This window comes from Chryseosolibacter histidinae (assembly GCF_018598225.1).
Taxonomy (GTDB): domain Bacteria; phylum Bacteroidota; class Bacteroidia; order Cytophagales; family Cyclobacteriaceae; genus Chryseosolibacter; species Chryseosolibacter histidini.
Map to the genome: position 1 here is coordinate 200568 of NZ_JAHESF010000001.1, position 19200 is coordinate 219767.

Annotated in this window: 14 protein-coding genes; 6 read left to right on the forward strand and 8 right to left on the reverse strand. The window is 51.7% G+C overall.

Annotation, left to right across the window (positions count from 1 at the left end):
* Positions 1 to 37: 37 nt before the first annotated feature.
* A complete protein-coding gene (locus KK083_RS00685) occupies positions 38 to 430 on the reverse strand; it encodes a TfoX/Sxy family protein (RefSeq protein WP_254158982.1) in 393 nt (130 codons plus the stop codon).
* Between the two features lie 456 nt (positions 431 to 886).
* Here KK083_RS00685 and KK083_RS00690 point away from each other — a divergent pair, with 456 nt between their 5' ends.
* The 4 genes from KK083_RS00690 to KK083_RS00705 all read left to right on the forward strand — a co-directional run bounded on the left by KK083_RS00690 (position 887) and on the right by KK083_RS00705 (position 7221).
* Complete coding sequence (locus tag KK083_RS00690) at positions 887 to 1336, forward strand: hypothetical protein (RefSeq protein ID WP_254158984.1); 450 nt, start codon at positions 887 to 889, stop codon at positions 1334 to 1336.
* 133 nt (positions 1337 to 1469) lie between these two features.
* Complete coding sequence (locus tag KK083_RS00695) at positions 1470 to 2558, forward strand: efflux RND transporter periplasmic adaptor subunit (RefSeq protein WP_254158986.1); 1089 nt, start codon at positions 1470 to 1472, stop codon at positions 2556 to 2558.
* Between the two features lie 24 nt (positions 2559 to 2582).
* Complete coding sequence (locus tag KK083_RS00700; protein WP_254158988.1) at positions 2583 to 5813, forward strand: efflux RND transporter permease subunit; 3231 nt, start codon at positions 2583 to 2585, stop codon at positions 5811 to 5813.
* On the forward strand, positions 5791 to 7221 hold the full coding sequence (locus KK083_RS00705) for a TolC family protein (RefSeq protein WP_254158996.1): 1431 nt from the start codon (positions 5791 to 5793) through the stop codon (positions 7219 to 7221). The genes KK083_RS00700 and KK083_RS00705 overlap by 23 nt, the downstream gene beginning before the upstream one ends.
* A 306-nt stretch (positions 7222 to 7527) precedes the next feature.
* Here KK083_RS00705 and KK083_RS00710 read toward each other — a convergent pair whose 3' ends face one another.
* Positions 7528 to 8187 (reverse strand): HAD family hydrolase, encoded by a 660-nt coding sequence (locus KK083_RS00710; RefSeq protein ID WP_254158998.1) that lies wholly within the window; start codon positions 8185 to 8187, stop codon positions 7528 to 7530.
* A 317-nt stretch (positions 8188 to 8504) separates the two neighbouring features.
* On the opposite strand from KK083_RS00710, the gene KK083_RS00715 reads away from it, so the two are divergent.
* Positions 8505 to 9518, forward strand: a complete 1014-nt coding sequence (locus KK083_RS00715) for a zinc-binding dehydrogenase (RefSeq protein WP_254159000.1) — start codon at positions 8505 to 8507, stop codon at positions 9516 to 9518.
* A 146-nt stretch (positions 9519 to 9664) separates the two neighbouring features.
* Here KK083_RS00715 and KK083_RS00720 read toward each other — a convergent pair whose 3' ends face one another.
* The gene (locus KK083_RS00720; RefSeq protein WP_254159009.1) at positions 9665 to 10222 is read right to left on the reverse strand and encodes a sugar O-acetyltransferase; all 558 of its coding nucleotides are present in this window, start codon (positions 10220 to 10222) and stop codon (positions 9665 to 9667) included.
* A gap of 134 nt (positions 10223 to 10356) precedes the next feature.
* The gene (locus KK083_RS00725) at positions 10357 to 11109 is read right to left on the reverse strand and encodes a hypothetical protein (RefSeq protein ID WP_254159011.1); all 753 of its coding nucleotides are present in this window, start codon (positions 11107 to 11109) and stop codon (positions 10357 to 10359) included.
* A 747-nt stretch (positions 11110 to 11856) separates the two neighbouring features.
* Between KK083_RS00725 and KK083_RS00730 the strand changes: the two genes are divergently transcribed.
* A complete protein-coding gene (locus KK083_RS00730) occupies positions 11857 to 12504 on the forward strand; it encodes a carbonic anhydrase family protein (RefSeq protein WP_254159013.1) in 648 nt (215 codons plus the stop codon).
* Positions 12505 to 13102: 598 nt separating this feature from the next.
* Here the strand turns inward: KK083_RS00730 and KK083_RS00735 are convergent.
* Genes KK083_RS00735 through KK083_RS00750 form a run of 4 tightly spaced genes read right to left on the reverse strand, consistent with a single transcriptional unit; the run spans position 13103 to position 19021 of the window.
* Positions 13103 to 13894: an oxygenase MpaB family protein gene (locus KK083_RS00735; protein ID WP_438834714.1), complete on the reverse strand. Its 792-nt coding sequence runs from the start codon at positions 13892 to 13894 to the stop codon at positions 13103 to 13105.
* Between the two features lie 41 nt (positions 13895 to 13935).
* Complete coding sequence (locus tag KK083_RS00740; protein WP_254159015.1) at positions 13936 to 14325, reverse strand: ribosomal maturation YjgA family protein; 390 nt, start codon at positions 14323 to 14325, stop codon at positions 13936 to 13938.
* Between the two features lie 29 nt (positions 14326 to 14354).
* A complete protein-coding gene (locus KK083_RS00745) occupies positions 14355 to 18089 on the reverse strand; it encodes an ABC transporter permease/M1 family aminopeptidase (RefSeq protein WP_254159023.1) in 3735 nt (1244 codons plus the stop codon).
* On the reverse strand, positions 18086 to 19021 hold the full coding sequence (locus KK083_RS00750; RefSeq protein WP_254159025.1) for an ABC transporter ATP-binding protein: 936 nt from the start codon (positions 19019 to 19021) through the stop codon (positions 18086 to 18088). Before KK083_RS00750 ends, KK083_RS00745 begins: the two co-directional genes overlap by 4 nt.
* Between the last annotated feature and the right edge of the window lie 179 nt (positions 19022 to 19200).

The following is a 19200-nucleotide window of genomic DNA, read 5'->3' on the forward strand; positions in this document are numbered from 1 at the left end:
GGATCAGCGCAGAGGGTATGGATTTTATCAGCGTGAATCAGCGGGATCTGCGGGAACGAACGGTGCCGCTGCGGGACTTCGAAGCCTTTTTCTTCTTCGAAGCCTTGGCATTTTCATTGAAGCTCAGGCACAACTTCAACCAGTACTCAAAATCTCTTTTGGACTTATATCCTTCTTCGCTCACGTAACAATAACCTTTGAACTCACGACCTCTCATGATCATTGTCTGAAAGCCGTTCCGCTCTGCTACTTCTTCCTGAAGCGTCGGGTCGAAACGGCACATGAGGTTGTCGCCGCTTACATTCACACACATCTTTCCGTTCACTAAAAATGCGAGTCCGCGGAACATTTTCTTTTCTTCGATTTCAAGTTCCGGAATCGTTTGAAGAAATTCTCTGACCCTGTCGGCGAGTGCGATGCTGTAAGCCATTGTAAACTACTTTTGGTTTTGCTGTGTTGACATCTCAGGGTATCAAAACAGGAATGAGGCCTCCCATTTTGCAATCTGAAACACTGGCGGTCTCCTGTAAGAAGCCAGCAGCACAAATCAGATTAATAATCTTGTAAATGCCAAAACAGCCAGAGTAATACGTTATTAAAATGCTGATTATTAGATTGTTACAGGTGTATCTCCCGGAAGAGGATGGAGTGCGTTCACGTGTAAGATCTACCTGTGTTTACGGCAAATACGTAAGTAGAATTTCGTAACACTCGTTAGGTCTGGTAAAAAAATTGCCATACTTTTTTTGAGCGGCGCTATCCTTATACTGTTGAGCACGTATACAGGATAGTCGCACAGCAAGATCCCGTAAGGGCCTTATTTTAAGAACGGTGGTTACTATTTTTTTTTAAATGGGATTCTAAAGTGTACATTTGCGACTTCGAAATGAAAGGAAGCAACGACTATTCAAGCACACAACATCGGCAAAGGTCCTGGTCGGACCTGGCGCTGAACTGCTGCTTTGTAGTCTTCGCGGCACTTTTCCTCGTTGTTCAGCATGGTGTTGCGCTGGCCGATGTGCCATCACAGCAATGCGAGGTTCGCGACCATGCTTCTCATCTTCCCTTCGACGGTTTCATTTTCAGCGCCCATCATTCAGCGCATCATCCTTTCGGGGCCGAACCGGCGCCGGTAGAACGCAGGATGTTCGAGAGCGAGTCGGAAAACGACTCGGATGATGAGACCGGCAAACTAAGCCACATCCTTCCCGCGGAGATCACGTTAAGTCTCCACTCGGAAAAGTCTTTATTCCTGCACCTGAAGCTCTGTAACGAGAGCCGTGCAAGGATCGATCTTTTTGTCCTCCATCATTCCTGGAAAAGCTACTTATCGTAAGTCGATTGTCCATTCTTCTTAATGCGAGTCATTAAGACGTCTGTTTTCGTGTACCGCCATCGTTAGCCGGCATTTGTCTTCTTACTTTTCAGGTACACGGTCCCCCATTATTAGACACATTTAATTAATTACAATGACAACGATAAGAATTTCAATTCTCCTGTGCGTGGCGGCGCTCTGTTTTACTGGCTGCCGGCACGGTGAGCATGAAAAACACGAGGATACGAAATTTGTAGTGACCAGCCCGGTCAAAAAAGATACGTTAGTTTATAATGAATACGTCTGTCAGATCCGCTCGATCCAGCATATTGAGGTCAGGGCCCTTGAAAAAGGATATTTGCAGCACATCTATGTAGATGAAGGGCAAGTGGTGAAGAAAGGCACACTCATGTTCCAGATCATGCCGATGGTTTATCAGGCTGAAATGGAGAAGGCAGAGGCAGAGGTAAAGTTTGCTGAAATAGAATATCTTAATACAAAGAGTCTTGCGGACAGCAACATCGTTTCGAAAAACGAGCTTGCCCTGTCGCAGGCAAGATTGAACAAAGCAAAGGCTGAGCTGTCACTGTCACAGGCGCACCTTGGCTTTACGAAAATACGCGCTCCCTTTGATGGGATCATGGACCGTTTCCATGTGCGGCAGGGAAGCCTTGTTGACGAGGGCGAGCTGCTGACCACGCTTTCGGATAACAGCAAGATGTGGGTGTATTTCAACGTGCCTGAAGCCGAATACCTGGATTATGCAACACGCGCCAAGTCGGGCAAGCCACTCGAGGTGAGGTTGCAAATGGCCAACAGCCAGTTGTTCGAACATACCGGTGTGGTTGAGACCATCGAAGCTGATTTCAACAATGAAACCGGTAACATCGCTTTCCGTGCAACGTTCCCCAATCCTAAAGGAATCCTGAGGCACGGTGAGACAGGTAACATCATGATGCCTGTTGTACTGAAAGATGCCGTGTTGATCCCGCAGAAAGCGACCTTTGAAATTCTTGATAAGAAGTATGTGTTCGTCGTTGACGATAAGAACGTTGTCAAGTCAAGGGAAATCACCATCGGAACAGAGGTACCTCACTTATACGTTGTCACCAAAGGCCTGAGCGAGAATGACAAGATCCTCGTGGAAGGTTTACGCAAGGTGAAGAACAACGATGAGATCCACTACGATTTCCAGGGCCAGAAAGAGATCATCGCGCAATTGAAGCAGTTGCACGCCGAGTAAGTTATAGCCTAAAAGAAATCCAACATGTTTAGCAAATTTATTCAGCGGCCGGTATTGGCTATTGCCATATCGCTTGCAATCATATTTCTGGGTATCCTGGCGATCAACACCCGGCCGATATCACAATTTCCCGATATCGCGCCTCCAAGGGTGAACATTTTCATCGCATACCCTGGCTCAAGCGCTGATGTACTTGTGAACTCCACGCTCATTCCATTGGAAAGGGCGATCAACGGTGTTCAGGGTATGCAGTACATTATCTCTGACGCAACCAGCGCAGGGGAAGCTACCATCCAGATCATATTCGAACCTGGTACCGATGCCAACGCAGCGGTGGTGAACGTAAAAACAAGGGTTGACCAGGTGATGAACAACCTGCCGCCACTGGTGCAGCGCGAAGGTGTGATCATTACGCCGATCCAGCCCAGCATGCTCATGTATGTGAACCTGTACAGCACTGACAAGAATGCAGACGAAAAGTTCCTGTACAACTATGCCAGCGTTCACATCCTGCCCGAGCTTCAGCGGATCAGTGGTATGGGCCGTGCCCAGATCCTGGGAAGCCGCCAGTTCGCCATGCGTATCTGGCTGAAACCCGACCGGATGCGCGCCTATAATGTATCGACAGATGAAGTGATGGAAGCCGTGCAGGAACAGAGCGTTATCGGAAGGCCCGGCAGGTTAGGCCAGGCATCCGGAAAAACGCCGCAGTCACTGGAGTTTGTGTTGACCTACAAAGGTCGTTTCAATAAACCGGAAGAGTATGGCGATATTATCATCAAGGCGAACCCTGATGGCGAGATCCTCAAATTGAGGGATGTTGCCGAGATCGAGCTCGGTAGCGAATTCTTCGATATCTACTCGAATAAAGATGGGTACCCGTCGGCTTCCATCGTGTTGAAGCAGAACTTCGGAAGTAATGCGAGCAAGGTGATCGGAGGGGTGAAAGAAAAACTGAAGGAGCTCGAAAAAGATTTTCCTCCGGGCATGCAGTATGAGATCAACTATGACGTTTCCCGCTTCGTAAATGCATCTATCGATAAAGTAATGCACACCCTGGTGGAAGCGTTCGTGCTGGTGGCCCTCGTGGTGTTCGTGTTCCTCGGAGACTGGCGCTCTACGCTCATCCCCACCATTGCCGTTCCTGTCTCGCTCATCGGTGCGTTTGTGTTCATGCAGATGTTCGGGCTCACGATCAACCTGATCACGCTGTTTGCCCTTGTGCTCGCGATCGGTATCGTGGTTGACGACGCGATCGTGGTGGTGGAAGCGGTGCACGCAAAAATGGAGGAGGAGCATCTCTCTCCGTACAAAGCGGTGAAGAAAGTGCTCGGTGAGATCAGCGGTGCCATCATCGCCATCACCCTGATCATGACAGCGGTGTTTGTGCCGGTGGCGTTCATGACCGGTCCCGTAGGTATCTTCTACAGGCAGTTCTCCATCACCATGGCGAGTGCGATCGTGCTCTCGGGTGTGGTTGCCTTGACGCTGACACCCGTGCTCTGTGCCATGATCCTGAAGAATACCCATGGAAAGCCGAAACGGAAAACGCCGGTGAGCATGTTCATCGACTGGTTCAACCGCAAGTTTGAAAAGGTCACCGGCAAGTACACAGGGCTGCTCACGAAGATCGTTGACAGAAGGGCGATCACCTTTGGCATGCTCATCCTGTTTGCCTTTGGTATCTTCTCAGTAGATAAAACACTTCCCGCGGGCTTCATTCCTAACGAAGACCAGGGTATGATCTACGCCATCATTCAGACACCTCCCGGCAGTACGCTGGAGCGGACCAACGATGTGGCGCGTCACCTGCAGAAGATCGCGGAAGAGGTAGATGGAATTCAGTCGGTGTCTTCACTGGCCGGATATGAGGTGTTGACAGAAGGCCGCGGATCGAACGCAGGTACCTGTATCATCAACTTAAAAGACTGGTCGGAGAGACATCATTCGGTGAACCAGATCGTAGAGGAACTGGAAGAAAAAACCAAAGACCTCGGCGCCGTGATAGAATTCTTCGAACCACCCGCTGTTCCCGGTTACGGATCGTCTGACGGTTTTTCGTTGCGTCTGCTGGATAAAGGCAGCGAGATCAATTACCAGGACTTCGACAAGGTGAACTCCGAGTTTATGGCAGCGCTGGGAAAACGAAAGGAGCTGACCGGCCTCTTCACCTTCTTCGCCGCCAACTATCCTCAGTACGAGCTCATCATCGACAACGAGCTGGCGATGCAGAAAGGCGTGTCCATCGGCAAGGCCATGGAAAACCTGGACATTCTCATCGGTAGTACGTATGAGCAGGGCTTCGTGCGGTTCCGTACTTTCTACAAGGTTTATACGCAGGCGGCGCCCCAGTACCGGAAGCTGCCCACCGATATCCTGAACCTGTTCATTAAAAATGATCATGGGGATATGGTGCCGTATTCATCGTTCATGAAAATGCGGAAGACCCAGGGACCTAACGAGATCACACGATTCAACCTTTACACGTCGTCGTCTATCAGGGGTATTCCGGCGCCGGGTTACACCAGTGGTGATGCCATCAAGGCCATCCAGGAGGTAGCGTCGCAGACCCTTCCTCACGGATACGATATTGCGTGGGAAGGTCTTTCATACGACGAAGCCCGCAGGGGTAATGAGGCGCTTTACATCTTTATTGTGGTGTTGATCTTCGTTTACCTGGTGCTCGCGGCGCAATACGAGAGCTTTATCATTCCGCTGGCGGTGGTGCTTTCACTTCCCGCGGGTGTGTTCGGTTCGTTCCTGTTGCTCAAGGGCATGGGGCTCGCCAACGACATTTACGCGCAGATCGGTTTGATCATGCTGGTGGGTCTGCTCGGTAAGAACGCGGTGTTGATCGTGGAGTTTGCCGTACAGAAGCATCAGCAGGGGGCTACCGTTTTGGAGGCCGCCATCGAAGGAGCGAAGGTGCGCTTCCGCCCGATCCTCATGACGTCATTCGCGTTCATTGCAGGTCTGATCCCCCTCGTGGTCGCTACAGGACCCGGTGCTATCGGTAACCGTACCATCGGTTCTTCAGCACTCGGAGGTATGTTGTTCGGTACCATCTTTGGCGTTATTATCGTGCCAGGGCTGTACTACATTTTTGGAACAATGGCCGACGGCAGAACGCTCATTCGCGACGAAGATGTCAATCCTTTGAGCGAAGAGTTTGTAGAGAGCAGCTCACGGGCCTCCCTGTTAAAAAAGTTCATGAAAAAACTCCGAGTGAAAAATGAGAAAGAAGATAGTTTTTAAGACCCTGGCCTTCATTCTGCTGACCGTCTCCATCATGGGGTGTGTGCCCCAGCAACAAGTGGTACGACGTGAAAGCAATGCAGTGCCCGAAAGCTTCAGAAGCTCGACGGATTCAACAAGTATTGCCAGGGTCAACTGGAAGCAATATTTCGCAGACCAGAACCTGGTGGCGCTGATAGACTCGGCGTTGAAAAAGAACCAGGAGCTGAACATCACGCTGCAGGAGATCGAGATCAGCAGCAACGAGATCAGGGCAAGAAAAGGTGAATACCTTCCGTTTGTAGGATTGCGCGCTGGTGCCGGTGTTGAAAAAGTTGGGCAGTATACAAGGGATGGCGCCGTGGAAGAGAACCTGGAGATCAGGCCTGAAACAAGATTCCCCGAGCCCCTTCCTGATTTTATGGCCGGCGCTTTTGCGTCGTGGGAGCTGGACGTCTGGAAGAAACTGCGGAACGCTAAAAAGTCCGCAACGCTTCGGTACCTGGCATCCGTGGAAGGCAGGAACTTTATGGTGACCAACCTGATCGCAGAGATCGCCAGCTCTTATTATGAGCTGATGGCGCTGGATAACCTGCTGGGGATCATTCAGCAGAACATCGCCATCCAGACCGATGCGCTTCAGATCGTGAAGCAGCAGAAAGATGCAGCCAAGCTGACGCAGCTCGCGGTGAACAGGTTCGAGGCACAGTTGCTCAATACGCGCAACCTGCAATACCAGATCAGGCAGGACATCATTGAAACAGAGAACAGGATCGCTTTCCTGACCGGTGGTTTCCCGAAGAACATTCAAAGGAACTCTGCCGCCTTCAATGACATTGCAGTGGATTCCGTTTTTTCGGGCATTCCTTCGCAGTTGTTGAAGAACAGGCCCGACATCCGTCAGGCAGAGCTGCAGCTCGCGGCTGCCAGGCTGGATGTGGTTGTGGCGCGTGCGAATTTTTATCCTTCCTTCAGGATCACGGCCGGTGCAGGATTTCAGGCCTTTAAGACGGCATACCTGACCTCTCCTGAATCCATGTTGTATAACCTGGCAGGTGACCTCATGGCTCCCCTGATCAACAGAAATGCTATCAAGGCTGAGTACAGAAATGCCAATGCCAGACAATTGCAGGAAGTGTATAACTATGAACGCACCATTTTGAATGCGTATGTCGATGTGGTGAATCAGCTGTCGCGAGTCCAGAACTTTTCAAAGAGCTACGAGACGAAGAAGCAGCAGGTTGACATTCTTGTGCAATCCGTTGACATCTCCAATAACCTCTTCCGGTCGGCCAGAGCCGATTACGTGGAAGTGTTGTTGACACAGCGCGAGGCATTGGAAGCGAAGATGGACCTGATCGAGATCAAGACCAAGCAGATGAACGCGAAGGTGAATATTTATAAGGCACTTGGCGGCGGCTGGAATTAGGCCCCGCCGGTATAGTTAGGGTTTAAATCCCTGCCGTTCTCAAGATGGCAGGGATTTTTTTTAGATACCGGTTCACGCAAAGAGAGCGGTGTTTCGTTTCGCCGTCATCCTGAATGGAGGTTTGAGCGTTGCTACGCGCGAATGAAGGATCCCCGTTTGACAACGTGCACTCGAAAGAGCCATGCGCTCGAATTAAGTACGCAGTAAGCGATCGGGGGATCCTTCGTTCCCACAGGCTACCGCACGGGCTTCCACTCAGGATGACGGGCTTCAAACGAAGAGCTTCTTCGGTCTTTGCGTTTTGCATTAGGATATCAACGCCTTCAGCACCGCATCGTTATAGTTGCTGATGGTGGCAATCACATTATCATTCTCCAGTTCCTTTGCCGTGTGAAAAGAAGTGACCGCTACCGCATCGATGCCGGCTCTTTTTGCAGCCTCAATTCCTTTGGGAGCATCTTCGAACACAAGGCACTCTTCCGGTGGCAGGTTCATCAGCGCCGCTGCTTTTGAGAACACTTCGGGATGTGGTTTGCTTGTTTTTACATCCGTCTGGCCAACGATCACGGGAAAGTAGTGTCTGATCTTCAGGTTGTCGAGCACAAAGTCAACGTTCTCGGGTGGGGCAGCAGTACCGATGGATAAAGCAATGCCTCTGCTTTTTGCCTGGGCGAGAAATGAGTCAAGGCCGTCGATCAGTTTCAGGTTGGGCAGGAACTCGTCTCTGTACCGTTGCTCTTTCTGAAAGCTGATCGCGTCGATCTCGGCGCGTGTGAACCGCGTCTCGCCGAAGATGCGATAGAACATCTCATCGTGTTTTCCATACAACTCCCGCCTTACCTGCTCTCGTGTTAACGGCGCCTTGAGCTGGTTGACAAGCACATCGTGCCACGCCAGTTCATGATAGGCCATATCGTCTATCATGGTGCCATTCATATCAAAAATAAATCCCTTGTATCGTTTCATAGTGAATACCTTTCACGCAAAGGCGCGAAGGTGTCTCGTTTTGCCGTCATCCTGAATGGGGGTTTGAGCGTTGGTATGCGCGAATGAAGGATCCCCATTTAAACAGCGTGCTTACGAAAGTGCCATGCACTCGAATTAAGTACGCAGTGAGCGACCTGGGGATCCTTCGCTCCCACATGCCTGCACACGAGGGCATACGCTCAGGATGACGTGGTTCAAATAAGAGTCCTTTACGTTCTGCATTTTAAAACAAAATTACACATTGTTCCAAAATTCATTGCATTTTTGCTCGATGGTGAAACATTCCAGCGATACGCATGCGTGAATTTTATCTTGTCAGGAAAACAGGCTCCCTGCGAAACCTGAAACTGGACCGGTCAGAGATCCCGACCCTGCAGAAGGGTAAGGTGCTGGTGGCCGTGAAGAGTGTAGGCCTGAACTATGCCGACATCTTTGCCATCATGGGCCTCTACAGCGCTACACCGGAAGGTCCTTTTATTCCAGGACTGGAGTTCAGCGGCGAAGTGCTCGCCTCGGATTCCGGTAGTTTTGTGCCAGGACAAAAAGTAATGGGTGTGACCCGCTTTGGTGGCTACGACAGCCACATCGTTGCGGACCCTGATTACCTGTTTCCATTGCCGGCAGGATGGTCGTTCGAAGAAGGTGCTGCATTTCCCGTGCAGACGCTGACAGCATATTACGCGCTCCGTAGCCTGGGCGATCTGAGGTCCGGACAGACCGTGCTCATCCACAGCGCGGCAGGAGGGGTGGGGTTGCAGGCTAACCGCATCGCGAAGCAATACAATGCCTTTACCATTGGTGTGGTAGGCCATGAAGCGAAGGTAGACCTGCTCAAACGTGAAGGCTTCGATGAAACCATCGTCAGGGGAAAACACTTCAGCGATGATCTTCGCCGTGCCCTGGGAGGAAGGCCGCTCAACCTCGTGCTGGAGACCACCGGTGGCAAATATTTCTATGATAGCTACAACATGATGGCACCCATGGGCAGGCTGGTGGCATATGGCTCTGCCCAGTTCACACCTTCGTCGCACAGGCCGAACTATATCAGCCTGCTGTTCAGGTACCTGTTCCGCCCACGGGTAGACCCGCTCACCATGATCAAGTCCAACAAGTCAGTGATGGCTTTTAACCTTATCTGGATCTACGATCAGAAAGAGATCATGAAGGAGATGCTCACAGAGATCGAAGCGCTGAAGCTGCCGGCACCGATCGTGGGTCACCGTTTCAATTTTTCACAAATGCACGAAGCGCTTACCCTGTTTCAAAGTGGTAGAACGACAGGCAAAATTGTTTTGAATATTGAGACATGAGACTGTAGAGCCGTTTACCGATTACCGATCATCATCGCCTGGCGCAAGTGTTGTGTGCATGGCAGCGCGCAAGGTCACTTGTGCCTATAACCCGCGCAGTCTTCAGACTGCTCACCAACTACCGATTACTGATCACCGACCACCTCTCACTTCAGACTCCGGATCACCTTGCACGGATTGCCGGCAGCAAACACATCAGAAGGGATATCTTTCGTTACAACGCTTCCTGCACCAATCACCGTACGGTCCCCGATAGTGATGCCGGGGCAGATCACAGCGCTTCCGCCAACCCACACATCTTCACCAATGGTGATGGGTTTTGCATACTCCAGTCCCGATGCCCTTTCCACATGATTGATAGGATGTGTTGCCGTATAGATCTGCGCGTTCGGACCAAACAACGTGCGGCTGCCGATCTTTACATACGTAACATCGAGCACCACACAATTGAAGTTGAAGAATACATTTTCTCCCAGCATCATATTATAACCATAGTCGCAATAAAAGGGCGGTTGCAGCCACAGCCCCTTCAAAGCATTGGGGATGAGCTGCCTTAAGATGTTGGAACGAAGCTCGATCTGATCTTCTGCGCTGTCGTTCAACTCTTTCAATAAGAGCCTGGTCCTCATACGGTCACCGACCAGCACCGGGTCCAGCGCATTGTACAACTCTCCATCGAGCATTTTCTGCTTTTCACTTTTCATAGACCAGCATCCCGGAAAATCTAATGCCAGGCTGGTCGGTAATCGGGTAATCAGTAACCGGTGATCAGTAACGCGCCTACAATACAAACTTCCCAAAAACTGAATACCAGTTACCGATTACTATTTACCGGTCACTATTTCTGTGCGGTAGTGATCTCAGGTCTGTAGCTGTATTCAGGTAACAGCCATGCCCTATCTATGCTAAACTTCTTAGTGATCAGCATGGTCTTGGCCTCGAGCTTGGCACCTTCGTCACCAAGCATCGTTCTCTTTTTGGCCATGTTGGCGGCAAAATCCGCTTCATCTTTTCCCCACGAAACAATGACGTAGCAGGGTTCCTGCCCGAAGTCCATCTTGTAGGTTGCATACCCCTGGGGGATCTTTTTACTTTCATACAGTTTTTTCCATTCCATGGCTATCTGCTGCGCTTCCATTTCCTTTTCAGGCAGCACATACCAATACATGATCTCCCTGTAATTGTCGCCTGGCGGCGGCTCCATATAAGAAAGGTCTTTCTGCAGAGAAACAACAAAGGAGCGTTGGCCGTCGACGCATTTGCTCATATTGGCGAAGATCGAACCTACTGCTTCTTTGCCCATTTTATCTTCAAGATCGGCCATCATGTTTTTGTCCAGGTCTCCCATACCGGTGATCGGCACAAGATGGCGGTAGGTGTTGTCATCATGCTGCACCGTTCTCCACGACACAGTACCGACCTTGTTCTCTTCACACGCAGTCTTCAGCTTCTTCAGGGATTGTTTGTACTGAACATCCATTGATGGTTTGACATTGTCCTCGAAGACCACAAATCGCACGGGCGCTTCCTGTGCCACAACATACGTGGCAAACAACAGGACGCAACAGCTGGTGTTGATTAGCTTTTTCATAGAACGAAAAATTTTGATAAGGGTAAAGGAAGATAATTTTTTACACCTCTTCTTCCAATCAAACTACGTTCAAGTGACAATAGCTCCGTCAGCCCAATGCCTGTACTCCACTACTTTCTGCCCGGTCAGTGCTTTTATCTTGTGGTAGACCGGAAGCAGCTACGCGGCTGATGACTTCTGCCGATCGCAGCAAGATCATAGCCTTTGCCCCTTTGAGGGTTAAAACCTTTAATGGTTAAAAAACATCGTCGAATTTCCTTAAGGAAACGCTCAATTTTCTTAAAACGCTGCTGTATTTCCTTAAGAGGTTGATAGATCTTTTTTAGGCTCAGGTCCATCTTCTTAAGAAGATGCTCAACAGTCTCAAGGAAATGAGTAATCTTCTTAAGGCTTTGATCCCATTTTCTTAAGAAAGTACTCGTCTTCTTAAGAAAACGCTCCAACTTCTTAAGGAAAGGCACCGTCCTCTTAGGTAAATGCTTCGCCTTCTTAAGAAGATTCGGACGTCTTCTAAAAGAATCCATCAAGTCCTTAAGCCTTTGCCGCGTTTCCTTAAGCGGTTGTCCCGTCTGTTTAAAATTTCAGATCACACTTTTTAAAATATAAACCACTTCATACTTACATCGGAGACCAAAAAAGATGCATCACACGCCTTGCTTCGAAGGCCTTCTGACTCCTGGCTCCTGACTCCTGGCTTCTTTTTTTTATTTGACCACTTTTTCAATATTTTGCGCAAAATTTTGATTCATGCTAATTAACCAGGAACCATTAATTGAACGGGTATTATCTGCGGAAGAGCAAAAGAAACTGTCGCCTGACGACGTTTTGAAGAGCCTGATAGAAGGTAACAAGCGATTTGTGGCTGGCACACTGACACTGCGCGACCACTCCAAACAGATCCGTGATGCCGTGAACGGCCAGTTTCCCAAAGCGATCATCCTTTCGTGCATCGATTCACGCGTGCCGGTAGAAGATGTTTTTGATAAAGGCATCGGTGACCTGTTCGTGGCAAGGGTTGCCGGTAACATTGTGAACGAAGATATTCTTGGTTCCATGGAGTTCAGCTGCAAGCTCGCAGGAGCGAAGCTCGTGCTGGTGATCGGTCACGAGTACTGCGGCGCGATCAAAGGCGCCATTGACAATGTGAAGCTGGGAAATCTTTCCACACTGTTGAACAAGATCAAACCAGCCATCGATAAGTGCTGCGACTTCAAAGGAGAAAAAACTTCCAAGAGTCCCGAGTTCGTAGACCTCGTCATCCGCGAAAACGTAAAAGTAACCGTCGATGCCATCCGCGCGCAAAGTGAAGTACTCCGCGAGATGGAGAAAAGCGGTGAGATCAAGATCGCCGGAGCCTACTACGATATGGATACCGGTCTTGTAACGATACTGTAATAAAACCGGGTCGGAAGTTTCGTAACCCACTGGGGAGGAAGTTTCTTCCGACCCATTTCCAAGAATCTTCTTCGAAGGAAACCCTGACAACGGAAGTTACTTCCGTAACCAGGACTTGTAAGGAACTCATGGCGTGCCCCGCCTCAAAACATCACGAGTCATTTAGCTCCCCGCGCCGGCCGCGCCCGCCGAAGCCCGCGCCAGGCCAGCGCGCCGGGGCGTAGGCGGGTCGGGCTATCCGCTGCAAGTCCTCGCCCCACCCACATGCCACTACCGCTCCGGGCTTTCCGCTACTATCCCTCACGCAGGGCAGTGAATCTTTCTTGCTTTTGCTTCGCTTCGAGGAAATGCGCCGCGTGAGCGATTGAGCGGCATGTTTGAGCCCGAAATGGCATGTGCGCAGACTGGCGAGTAGCGAAAGCGCGACCCGCCTCGGCCACAGCCTGCTGACTCAATGCCAGTTTGCTTTGCAAGGACCGCCGTATACACAGATTGTCTGAAGGCGGGGCACGCCCTCAAAGTTGCCAGCCTCACTGGAAGTTTCTTCTGGCCTCGTTTCAAAGAAATCCTGTTCGAAGAAAAACCCTCACCACGGAAGTTACTTCCGTAACCCTTCATCTTTCTCGTTCACACTATCCAACCCCCTGATCTCCTTCTTATACTTCTTCGGTAATATCAACTCCTTCAGCACCCAATCAAGTTTCAGACTCCTGCTCACCTTGTAGATTGCAATGATCGGATTCATCAACGAAATCCTCCGGAACCCCAGCATCTCCCGCACCTTCGATGGCACAACCAGTATCTGTGTTTCTATCAGTATCCGGTATCGTATCGCACCTAAGTGCTTGCGATATTGCATGAACAGGTCATCGGTGTAGTTGCTGTGCTGCATGTTTTGTTGCAGGTGCTCTTGCCGCATTTTTTCCCAGGCTTCGAAGGTTTCAGGTAAACCCTTCAATCCCATCCGGATCCCCATTCGTGTGAAGACCAGGAATACTTCATTCTTTTCAGCGATGCTCATCTGGCGGTCCAGCACTTCAAACGATCTGATGGAATAATCGATGAGCATGAAGAGCACATCGCGGTAAGCCCAGTCAGGAATGTTTACAGAGCGCTTCGCTTCTACGCCGGCGTGGATCTTTGCCATGGAATCAATGGCGCGAAGGGCAGCTTGTTTTTCAGAGAAGACGATCGCCTGCGCATACGATACGGTGGAGAACAACCTTCCCAGCGGATCGACAGGCAGGCGGCCCGTAAAGTAGAGCCAGTCTACAGCCTTGTTGAGCGCAAACTCCGCCGCAGCACCCGCGAATATGAAAAGAATGGTATCACTCTTCCCCCAGATCTGCCGCACCACCGAGTGCTTGTCCACAAAGTATTCCATATCCATACAACAACCAATTTTATTAAAATGTGCTGTCATGCATTTGATCAGTAAGTCACCCCGGTATTTCTTCTCAGGGCATATTTTTCAACAACGAGCACGAGCACAAAACCGGCGACATAGGCAAGCAGGTCCTTCCAGGCGAAAGAGGTTCCGATCACGGTTCTCGCAATGGCGGATCCCTGCAATCCCAGCTTTTCAACAATGTTAAGGTATTGAAGAAATTCAACGGTGAAGGCGAAAGCCAATACGGCAACAGCCATCGTCAAAACCGGCACGTTGAGAAAAGACCTTGCGAAACAGTAGATCAGGATTACCACCAGCACATCACCCAGGTAGGGGCGAACAAAAGTGTCTCTGACAAAGAGGGCGATCAGCACTTCAATGGTAAAGATCAAAACGGCCAGGCCGAAGTATTTTTTGTTGAATGTGAGCATAGTGTAAAATCTTCAGTCACGTGCTTCGGTCATTCCTGCTTTGCGTTTAACGCATCCACCTTTCTGGTATTGTTATCCGTCTCCAGGTCTATCAGCAACTGCCTCGGATCAATGCCGGCACGCTCTGGCTTTTCCGGCATATGGAGAACTAATGTCTGCTTCCCGGAACGGATGTGATGCTTCTGAAGATAGAGCGGCTTCTTTTGTGCGTCGCCACTCGCGGAAGCGAAGACGCCGATCTCGATCCAGTCATCCATGGCGACCTCAGTTTCCATACCTGCGCTATCAACCACCACCTTGCGTGCCTGCAGGTGGAGCGTCAGCTGCCAGTTGCCTGTTTGCGTCTGCTTTGCTGTTGCGCCAGTGGCCTCCAGCTCCCAATAGGTATTTACCTCGGACAGGTCGTGCAGCAGGTAGTGCAGGGAGTCAGGTGTTACCGCCTTCAACTCGCTGTACAGGTCAAGCGTAGTGGCCAGGGGAGCGTTTTGTGGCCGGTGTTTCTTCAGCATGGTTCGCAACGCTGTGTTCACACGCGCCTCGCCGATGTACTCGCTCACTGCGTACAACGCAAAGGGACCTCTGCGGTACGACAGGTATGGATCCAGCCCTCGCAGCAATGGCTCACCCCGGCGGATCGGCGGATATGGGTACGGTTGACGCATGAAGCTCAGCAGGCGTTTGAGCTGGTCGACACCTCTCGCGTGCTCCACCACCTTCATGCCGTAATACCAGGCCACGCTTTCAGACATCACCGGTGCTCCTTCAACAGTGGCGTAGGGCACAGTCCATTGATGGGCTATCTCATGCGCCACCACCGCATAGGGAAGGTCGAGGCTGTTCGGATCATCGTTCGGCTTCCAGTGCGAAAATCCTTCGGCATGAGTGATCATACTAGGGTCGGCATGCATGCCCGTGCCGTTACCCGGACGTTCAACAACGTTGATCTGGTGATATTGGTACGGACCAAAATGCTCCGTGTAATAGTCCAGCGAAGCCCGGATACTCCGCATCATGCGATCGAGATGTGCTGTGTGGCGTGGGTCGTGGAAGATCCGGATCGCGACCTGCTGTGTGCTGTCAACGGGAGATTTTTCACCTTGCTCAGGACTCCACCGGGCTTCATGCACGGCGTAGTTGGCAGAGAAGATCGTCCATTCGGTGCCGATCGGTCCATCGGTGGTGTAATGGAAATAGCGTCGATCTTGTTGGTCGTGAGGTGAAGCCGGAGGAGATGAAGCTGTGTTTTGGGCTGCGCCTGCCACAACGTTTTTCGCAGGTTCGGAAGGTCCGGTCCACGTTCGCAGCAGTGCTCCCGGCGCCACGGCCACCTGATCATCATCGGTGCCGATCACAGCATCGAAGACAATTCCCGCGCTCCGGTCTTTCGGGGCTTCAGCGTCGTAGAGCGAGGCTATCAGCGGTCGCGCAGGCAGACCGTACTTCCGCCGGTCTGTGGCACGGATGAGCTCACGATCGCGCTGATAGCCAATAGCAGGGAGCCAGTCCTGAACATTGAAGAACGTGCCGTTGGCAACCACTGCGGCGTCTACTCCGTTTTCGCGAAAGCCATGAGGCTCAACGTTCACTTCGAAGGCGAGCTGCAGCGAGTCTCCTGGTTGCAGTGCGTGCTCCAGGGCATAGATACGATGGTTGAGATCCTGGTCAGCCACTGCCAGCGAAACCTTCCTGTTGAAGGTGATGGTTCCCGTCTCCACACCCGGTACAGTAGCCACATGGATGGAGTCGATGGTCATGGCGCTGTGATTCACCAGGTGATATGAACCGCGGATCTCCACCGCCCGGCGCCGGGGGTAGATCTCCACGCGCAGGTTGGTGCCCGTCAGTTGGGGCTGAGGGATCTGCGCATATCGTCCGTAACGGAGCTCGTATGCTGCGCTGCGCTCTTCTATGTCGGCTTCAGTGAGATATTCGTTCAGTACATTCGTGTTATAGAAAATGTAGCCACCCAACGTTAGGATGAGCATTGTCGCCACCGTGGCAGTCAGGGCCGTAGCACGTGTGAAACGACTGCGCGCCACCCGGAGCCGGACTTTGAAGCCTTTCTGCCTGCCGCGTGCCCACAGCAGCTTCGCCACAACCGCGAGAAGCAGTGTCCAGGCAACCCAATAAAGTTTGAACCACAACCACGGACCGAGCGAAGCACCGAAACCCTGCATCTCGGTATAAGACCATGCCGGCCCCGCGCCATAAATGAGCAGGTTATGCTCGATGCCGAACATGGGCGCGAGCGCTATGATCACATAAACGATGATCGTCACCAGGTGGCCGATGTATTTCTGGTCCACCACCACATGGATCGCCAGGGCAAGCAATGTGAAGAGCAGATATTCCGGAAGCTGAAGCCCGAACAGGATCTTCAGGTATAAACCAATTTCAAACGCGTGGTAGTCAAGCATTGTCTGAGCCAGTATCCCGGCGGTTGTGAGCAGCGCCATGAACACCGTAAGTACCAGACCAAGTCCCAGGAACTTGCCAACGAAAGGAGCCCATTCCGACCCCGGCATGGCGTCAGTGATCTCGCCCAGTCCGGCTTCCCGTTCGCGCCACACCAGCTCGCCGGCAAAAAAAACGACGAGCAGTGGCACGATCACCCACCGGCTCTGCTCGGCGGATAGGGTAGTGGTGAGCTCGCTCACAACGCGCAGGGTGGTGGGCAACAGTGGCACACCATTGGCCTCCATTTGGTCGATGATAACAAGCACGGTGAGCATCGGGATGGCTACCAGCATGGCAAGCCCGGCCCAGCTTGTGGCGATCGTTCTGAACGATGCCCATGCGATGGCGAGTGTTTGCCGCACATGCATAATAAACCCGAACGTCCGCCTGTCTTGTGAGCGCAGCGTTTGTGAGATTGATGTGTCTGCCGGGGCGCTGAAGCTGTCAGTCCTTGTTGTGTACTGATCACGGCGGCGGATCCAGCGCTTCCACCAGCTACTTTCCGTACGATGCGCAAAACGGAAGCGCAGGTAGGTGAGGGCCATGGTTGCCAGTGCAACACCCAGCCATAGCAGGCGGTTTGTGAGCACCGTTCCCTCGAGCGCGATCAGGCGCCAGCTTTTTTCGGTGGGAGTCCATAAATGCGAGAGCTCCGATAAGATGAAGTGTACACCGATCGGGTCCAGCAGGTTGGCGAGGTCCTGCCGCCCCTGTAAAAAAAGAAAGAGGCCTACAATGTAAGACATGAAGAAGATGAGCACACTTCCGAGGTAGGCCGCCATGGGCCGCCCCGCGCGTGTAGCCAGGCCGAATTGTACGGCGGTAGCAACCAGGGCATTTGGAAGTGCGAGAAAGCCATAGGCTGTAAGGTATGCCGCCGGCCTGAACGGACCGATGAGTGCGGCCTCCACACCGGGTAAATAGACGCCGAGCAAAACACCTGCCTGTACGGCCAGCAGGATCAATGCGTTGAGAACGAAAGCTGCGAAGAATCTTCCCCCGAGGTATGCGGCTTTGCTGATAGGCGCTGTATAGAAGAGGGAGTGCATGCCTGTCGCTACGTCCCGGCCCGCTGCATCACCCGCCAGCACGGCAGTCACCAGGAGCCAGATGAGGCTGCCGGCAACCGTGGTTTTGGCGATGGCGAAGGGCGAGTTGAGAAAGAAGTCGTCGTAAAGCGCCTCGGAAAGCGCGTTGTCTCTTGTCATCAGGAAAGAGAACCCAAGCAGGGCGGCGAAGAAGAGCCAGGTCCAGACCCGCTGTACTTGATAGGAAAGCTCGAAGCGGAAGATCTCCAGGAACTTCATAGTACGGGCTCCGGTTTACGGTTGCCAATGTGGCCTGCCATGGCGCTGAAGTAAACATCTTCCAGGTCGGCCTCCACAGGTTCGAAATCATTGCCAGGCTTGTCATCGCTGAAAACATGCACCACGGTTTGGCCGGCAAACAATTTGGTGGAGATCACGCAATGATCCTTCGCGATCTCCGCCAGCCTTTCCTTGCCGATCATCTGTCGCCAGATCTTTCCCTGCAGCGACTTCATAACACCCATCGGTTGTGCCTCCAGCAGGATCTCGCCGCGATCGATGATTGCCATGCGCGTGCAGAGCTCACTGACATCTTCTACAATATGGGTGGAAAGGATCACCACGCTGTTCTCACCGAGCTCGCTCAGCAGGTTCAGAAAACGTACCCGTTCGGCGGGATCCAGCCCTGCAGTAGGCTCGTCTACGATCAACAGCTTCGGATCGCCCAGGAGTGCCACAGCAACACCGAAGCGCTGACGCATGCCTCCCGAATATCCGCCCAGCTTTTGTTTACGAACATCCCAGAGATTGGTCTTTCGCAGCAGCGCCTCTACAACCTCTTTGCGCGACTTGCGTTCGGAGAACCCTTTGAGGATCGCAAAATGCTCCAGCAGGTCCTGTGCTTTTGCTTTCGGATAAACGCCGAACTCCTGTGGCAGGTACCCGAGTGTTTTGCGCACTTCGTCTTTTTCGTTCACCACGTCGATGATGCGCCCGGGTTTCAAGGGCGCGATCTGCGGGGGCTCGATCAGGTGAATGCTTCCTTCATCCGGCTCCTGTAACGTGGCCAGTATGCGCATCAGTGTCGACTTACCTGCACCGTTAGGCCCCAGCAGTCCATACATCCCGTTAGGAATGGAGAGCGTTACATTTTTCAGCGCCTGAACGCCGTTGGGATAAGCTTTTGAGATATTGGTGATCTTTAACGTCATGGTTTCGATGGCTCGTATTTCGAACTGGCAGATGCCCGGAATTAAAAGAGGTTTTGGTTCCCGGTAAGGCAAAGATATTTAAAAGCACTTTGTATTTCAAAGAACTTTTTAATGTTTGTCATTTCCTGCTGCCCAGGCTTCCTGGTCTGTCCGGATCAGCCCCGCTAAAAGTCCGTTTT

What these genes read in the sequence shown, in the direction of transcription:
- KK083_RS00685 (WP_254158982.1), bottom strand. Translation starts at nt 430, where the DNA reads ATGGCTTACAGCATCGCACTCGCCGACAGGGTCAGAGAATTTCTTCAA.
- KK083_RS00690 (WP_254158984.1), top strand. Translation starts at nt 887, where the DNA reads ATGAAAGGAAGCAACGACTATTCAAGCACACAACATCGGCAAAGGTCC.
- KK083_RS00695 (WP_254158986.1), top strand. Translation starts at nt 1,470, where the DNA reads ATGACAACGATAAGAATTTCAATTCTCCTGTGCGTGGCGGCGCTCTGT.
- KK083_RS00700 (WP_254158988.1), top strand. Translation starts at nt 2,583, where the DNA reads ATGTTTAGCAAATTTATTCAGCGGCCGGTATTGGCTATTGCCATATCG.
- KK083_RS00705 (WP_254158996.1), top strand. Translation starts at nt 5,791, where the DNA reads ATGAGAAAGAAGATAGTTTTTAAGACCCTGGCCTTCATTCTGCTGACC.
- KK083_RS00710 (WP_254158998.1), bottom strand. Translation starts at nt 8,187, where the DNA reads ATGAAACGATACAAGGGATTTATTTTTGATATGAATGGCACCATGATA.
- KK083_RS00715 (WP_254159000.1), top strand. Translation starts at nt 8,505, where the DNA reads ATGCGTGAATTTTATCTTGTCAGGAAAACAGGCTCCCTGCGAAACCTG.
- KK083_RS00720 (WP_254159009.1), bottom strand. Translation starts at nt 10,222, where the DNA reads ATGAAAAGTGAAAAGCAGAAAATGCTCGATGGAGAGTTGTACAATGCG.
- KK083_RS00725 (WP_254159011.1), bottom strand. Translation starts at nt 11,109, where the DNA reads ATGAAAAAGCTAATCAACACCAGCTGTTGCGTCCTGTTGTTTGCCACG.
- KK083_RS00730 (WP_254159013.1), top strand. Translation starts at nt 11,857, where the DNA reads ATGCTAATTAACCAGGAACCATTAATTGAACGGGTATTATCTGCGGAA.
- KK083_RS00735 (WP_438834714.1), bottom strand. Translation starts at nt 13,894, where the DNA reads ATGGATATGGAATACTTTGTGGACAAGCACTCGGTGGTGCGGCAGATC.
- KK083_RS00740 (WP_254159015.1), bottom strand. Translation starts at nt 14,325, where the DNA reads ATGCTCACATTCAACAAAAAATACTTCGGCCTGGCCGTTTTGATCTTT.
- KK083_RS00745 (WP_254159023.1), bottom strand. Translation starts at nt 18,089, where the DNA reads ATGAAGTTCCTGGAGATCTTCCGCTTCGAGCTTTCCTATCAAGTACAG.
- KK083_RS00750 (WP_254159025.1), bottom strand. Translation starts at nt 19,021, where the DNA reads ATGACGTTAAAGATCACCAATATCTCAAAAGCTTATCCCAACGGCGTT.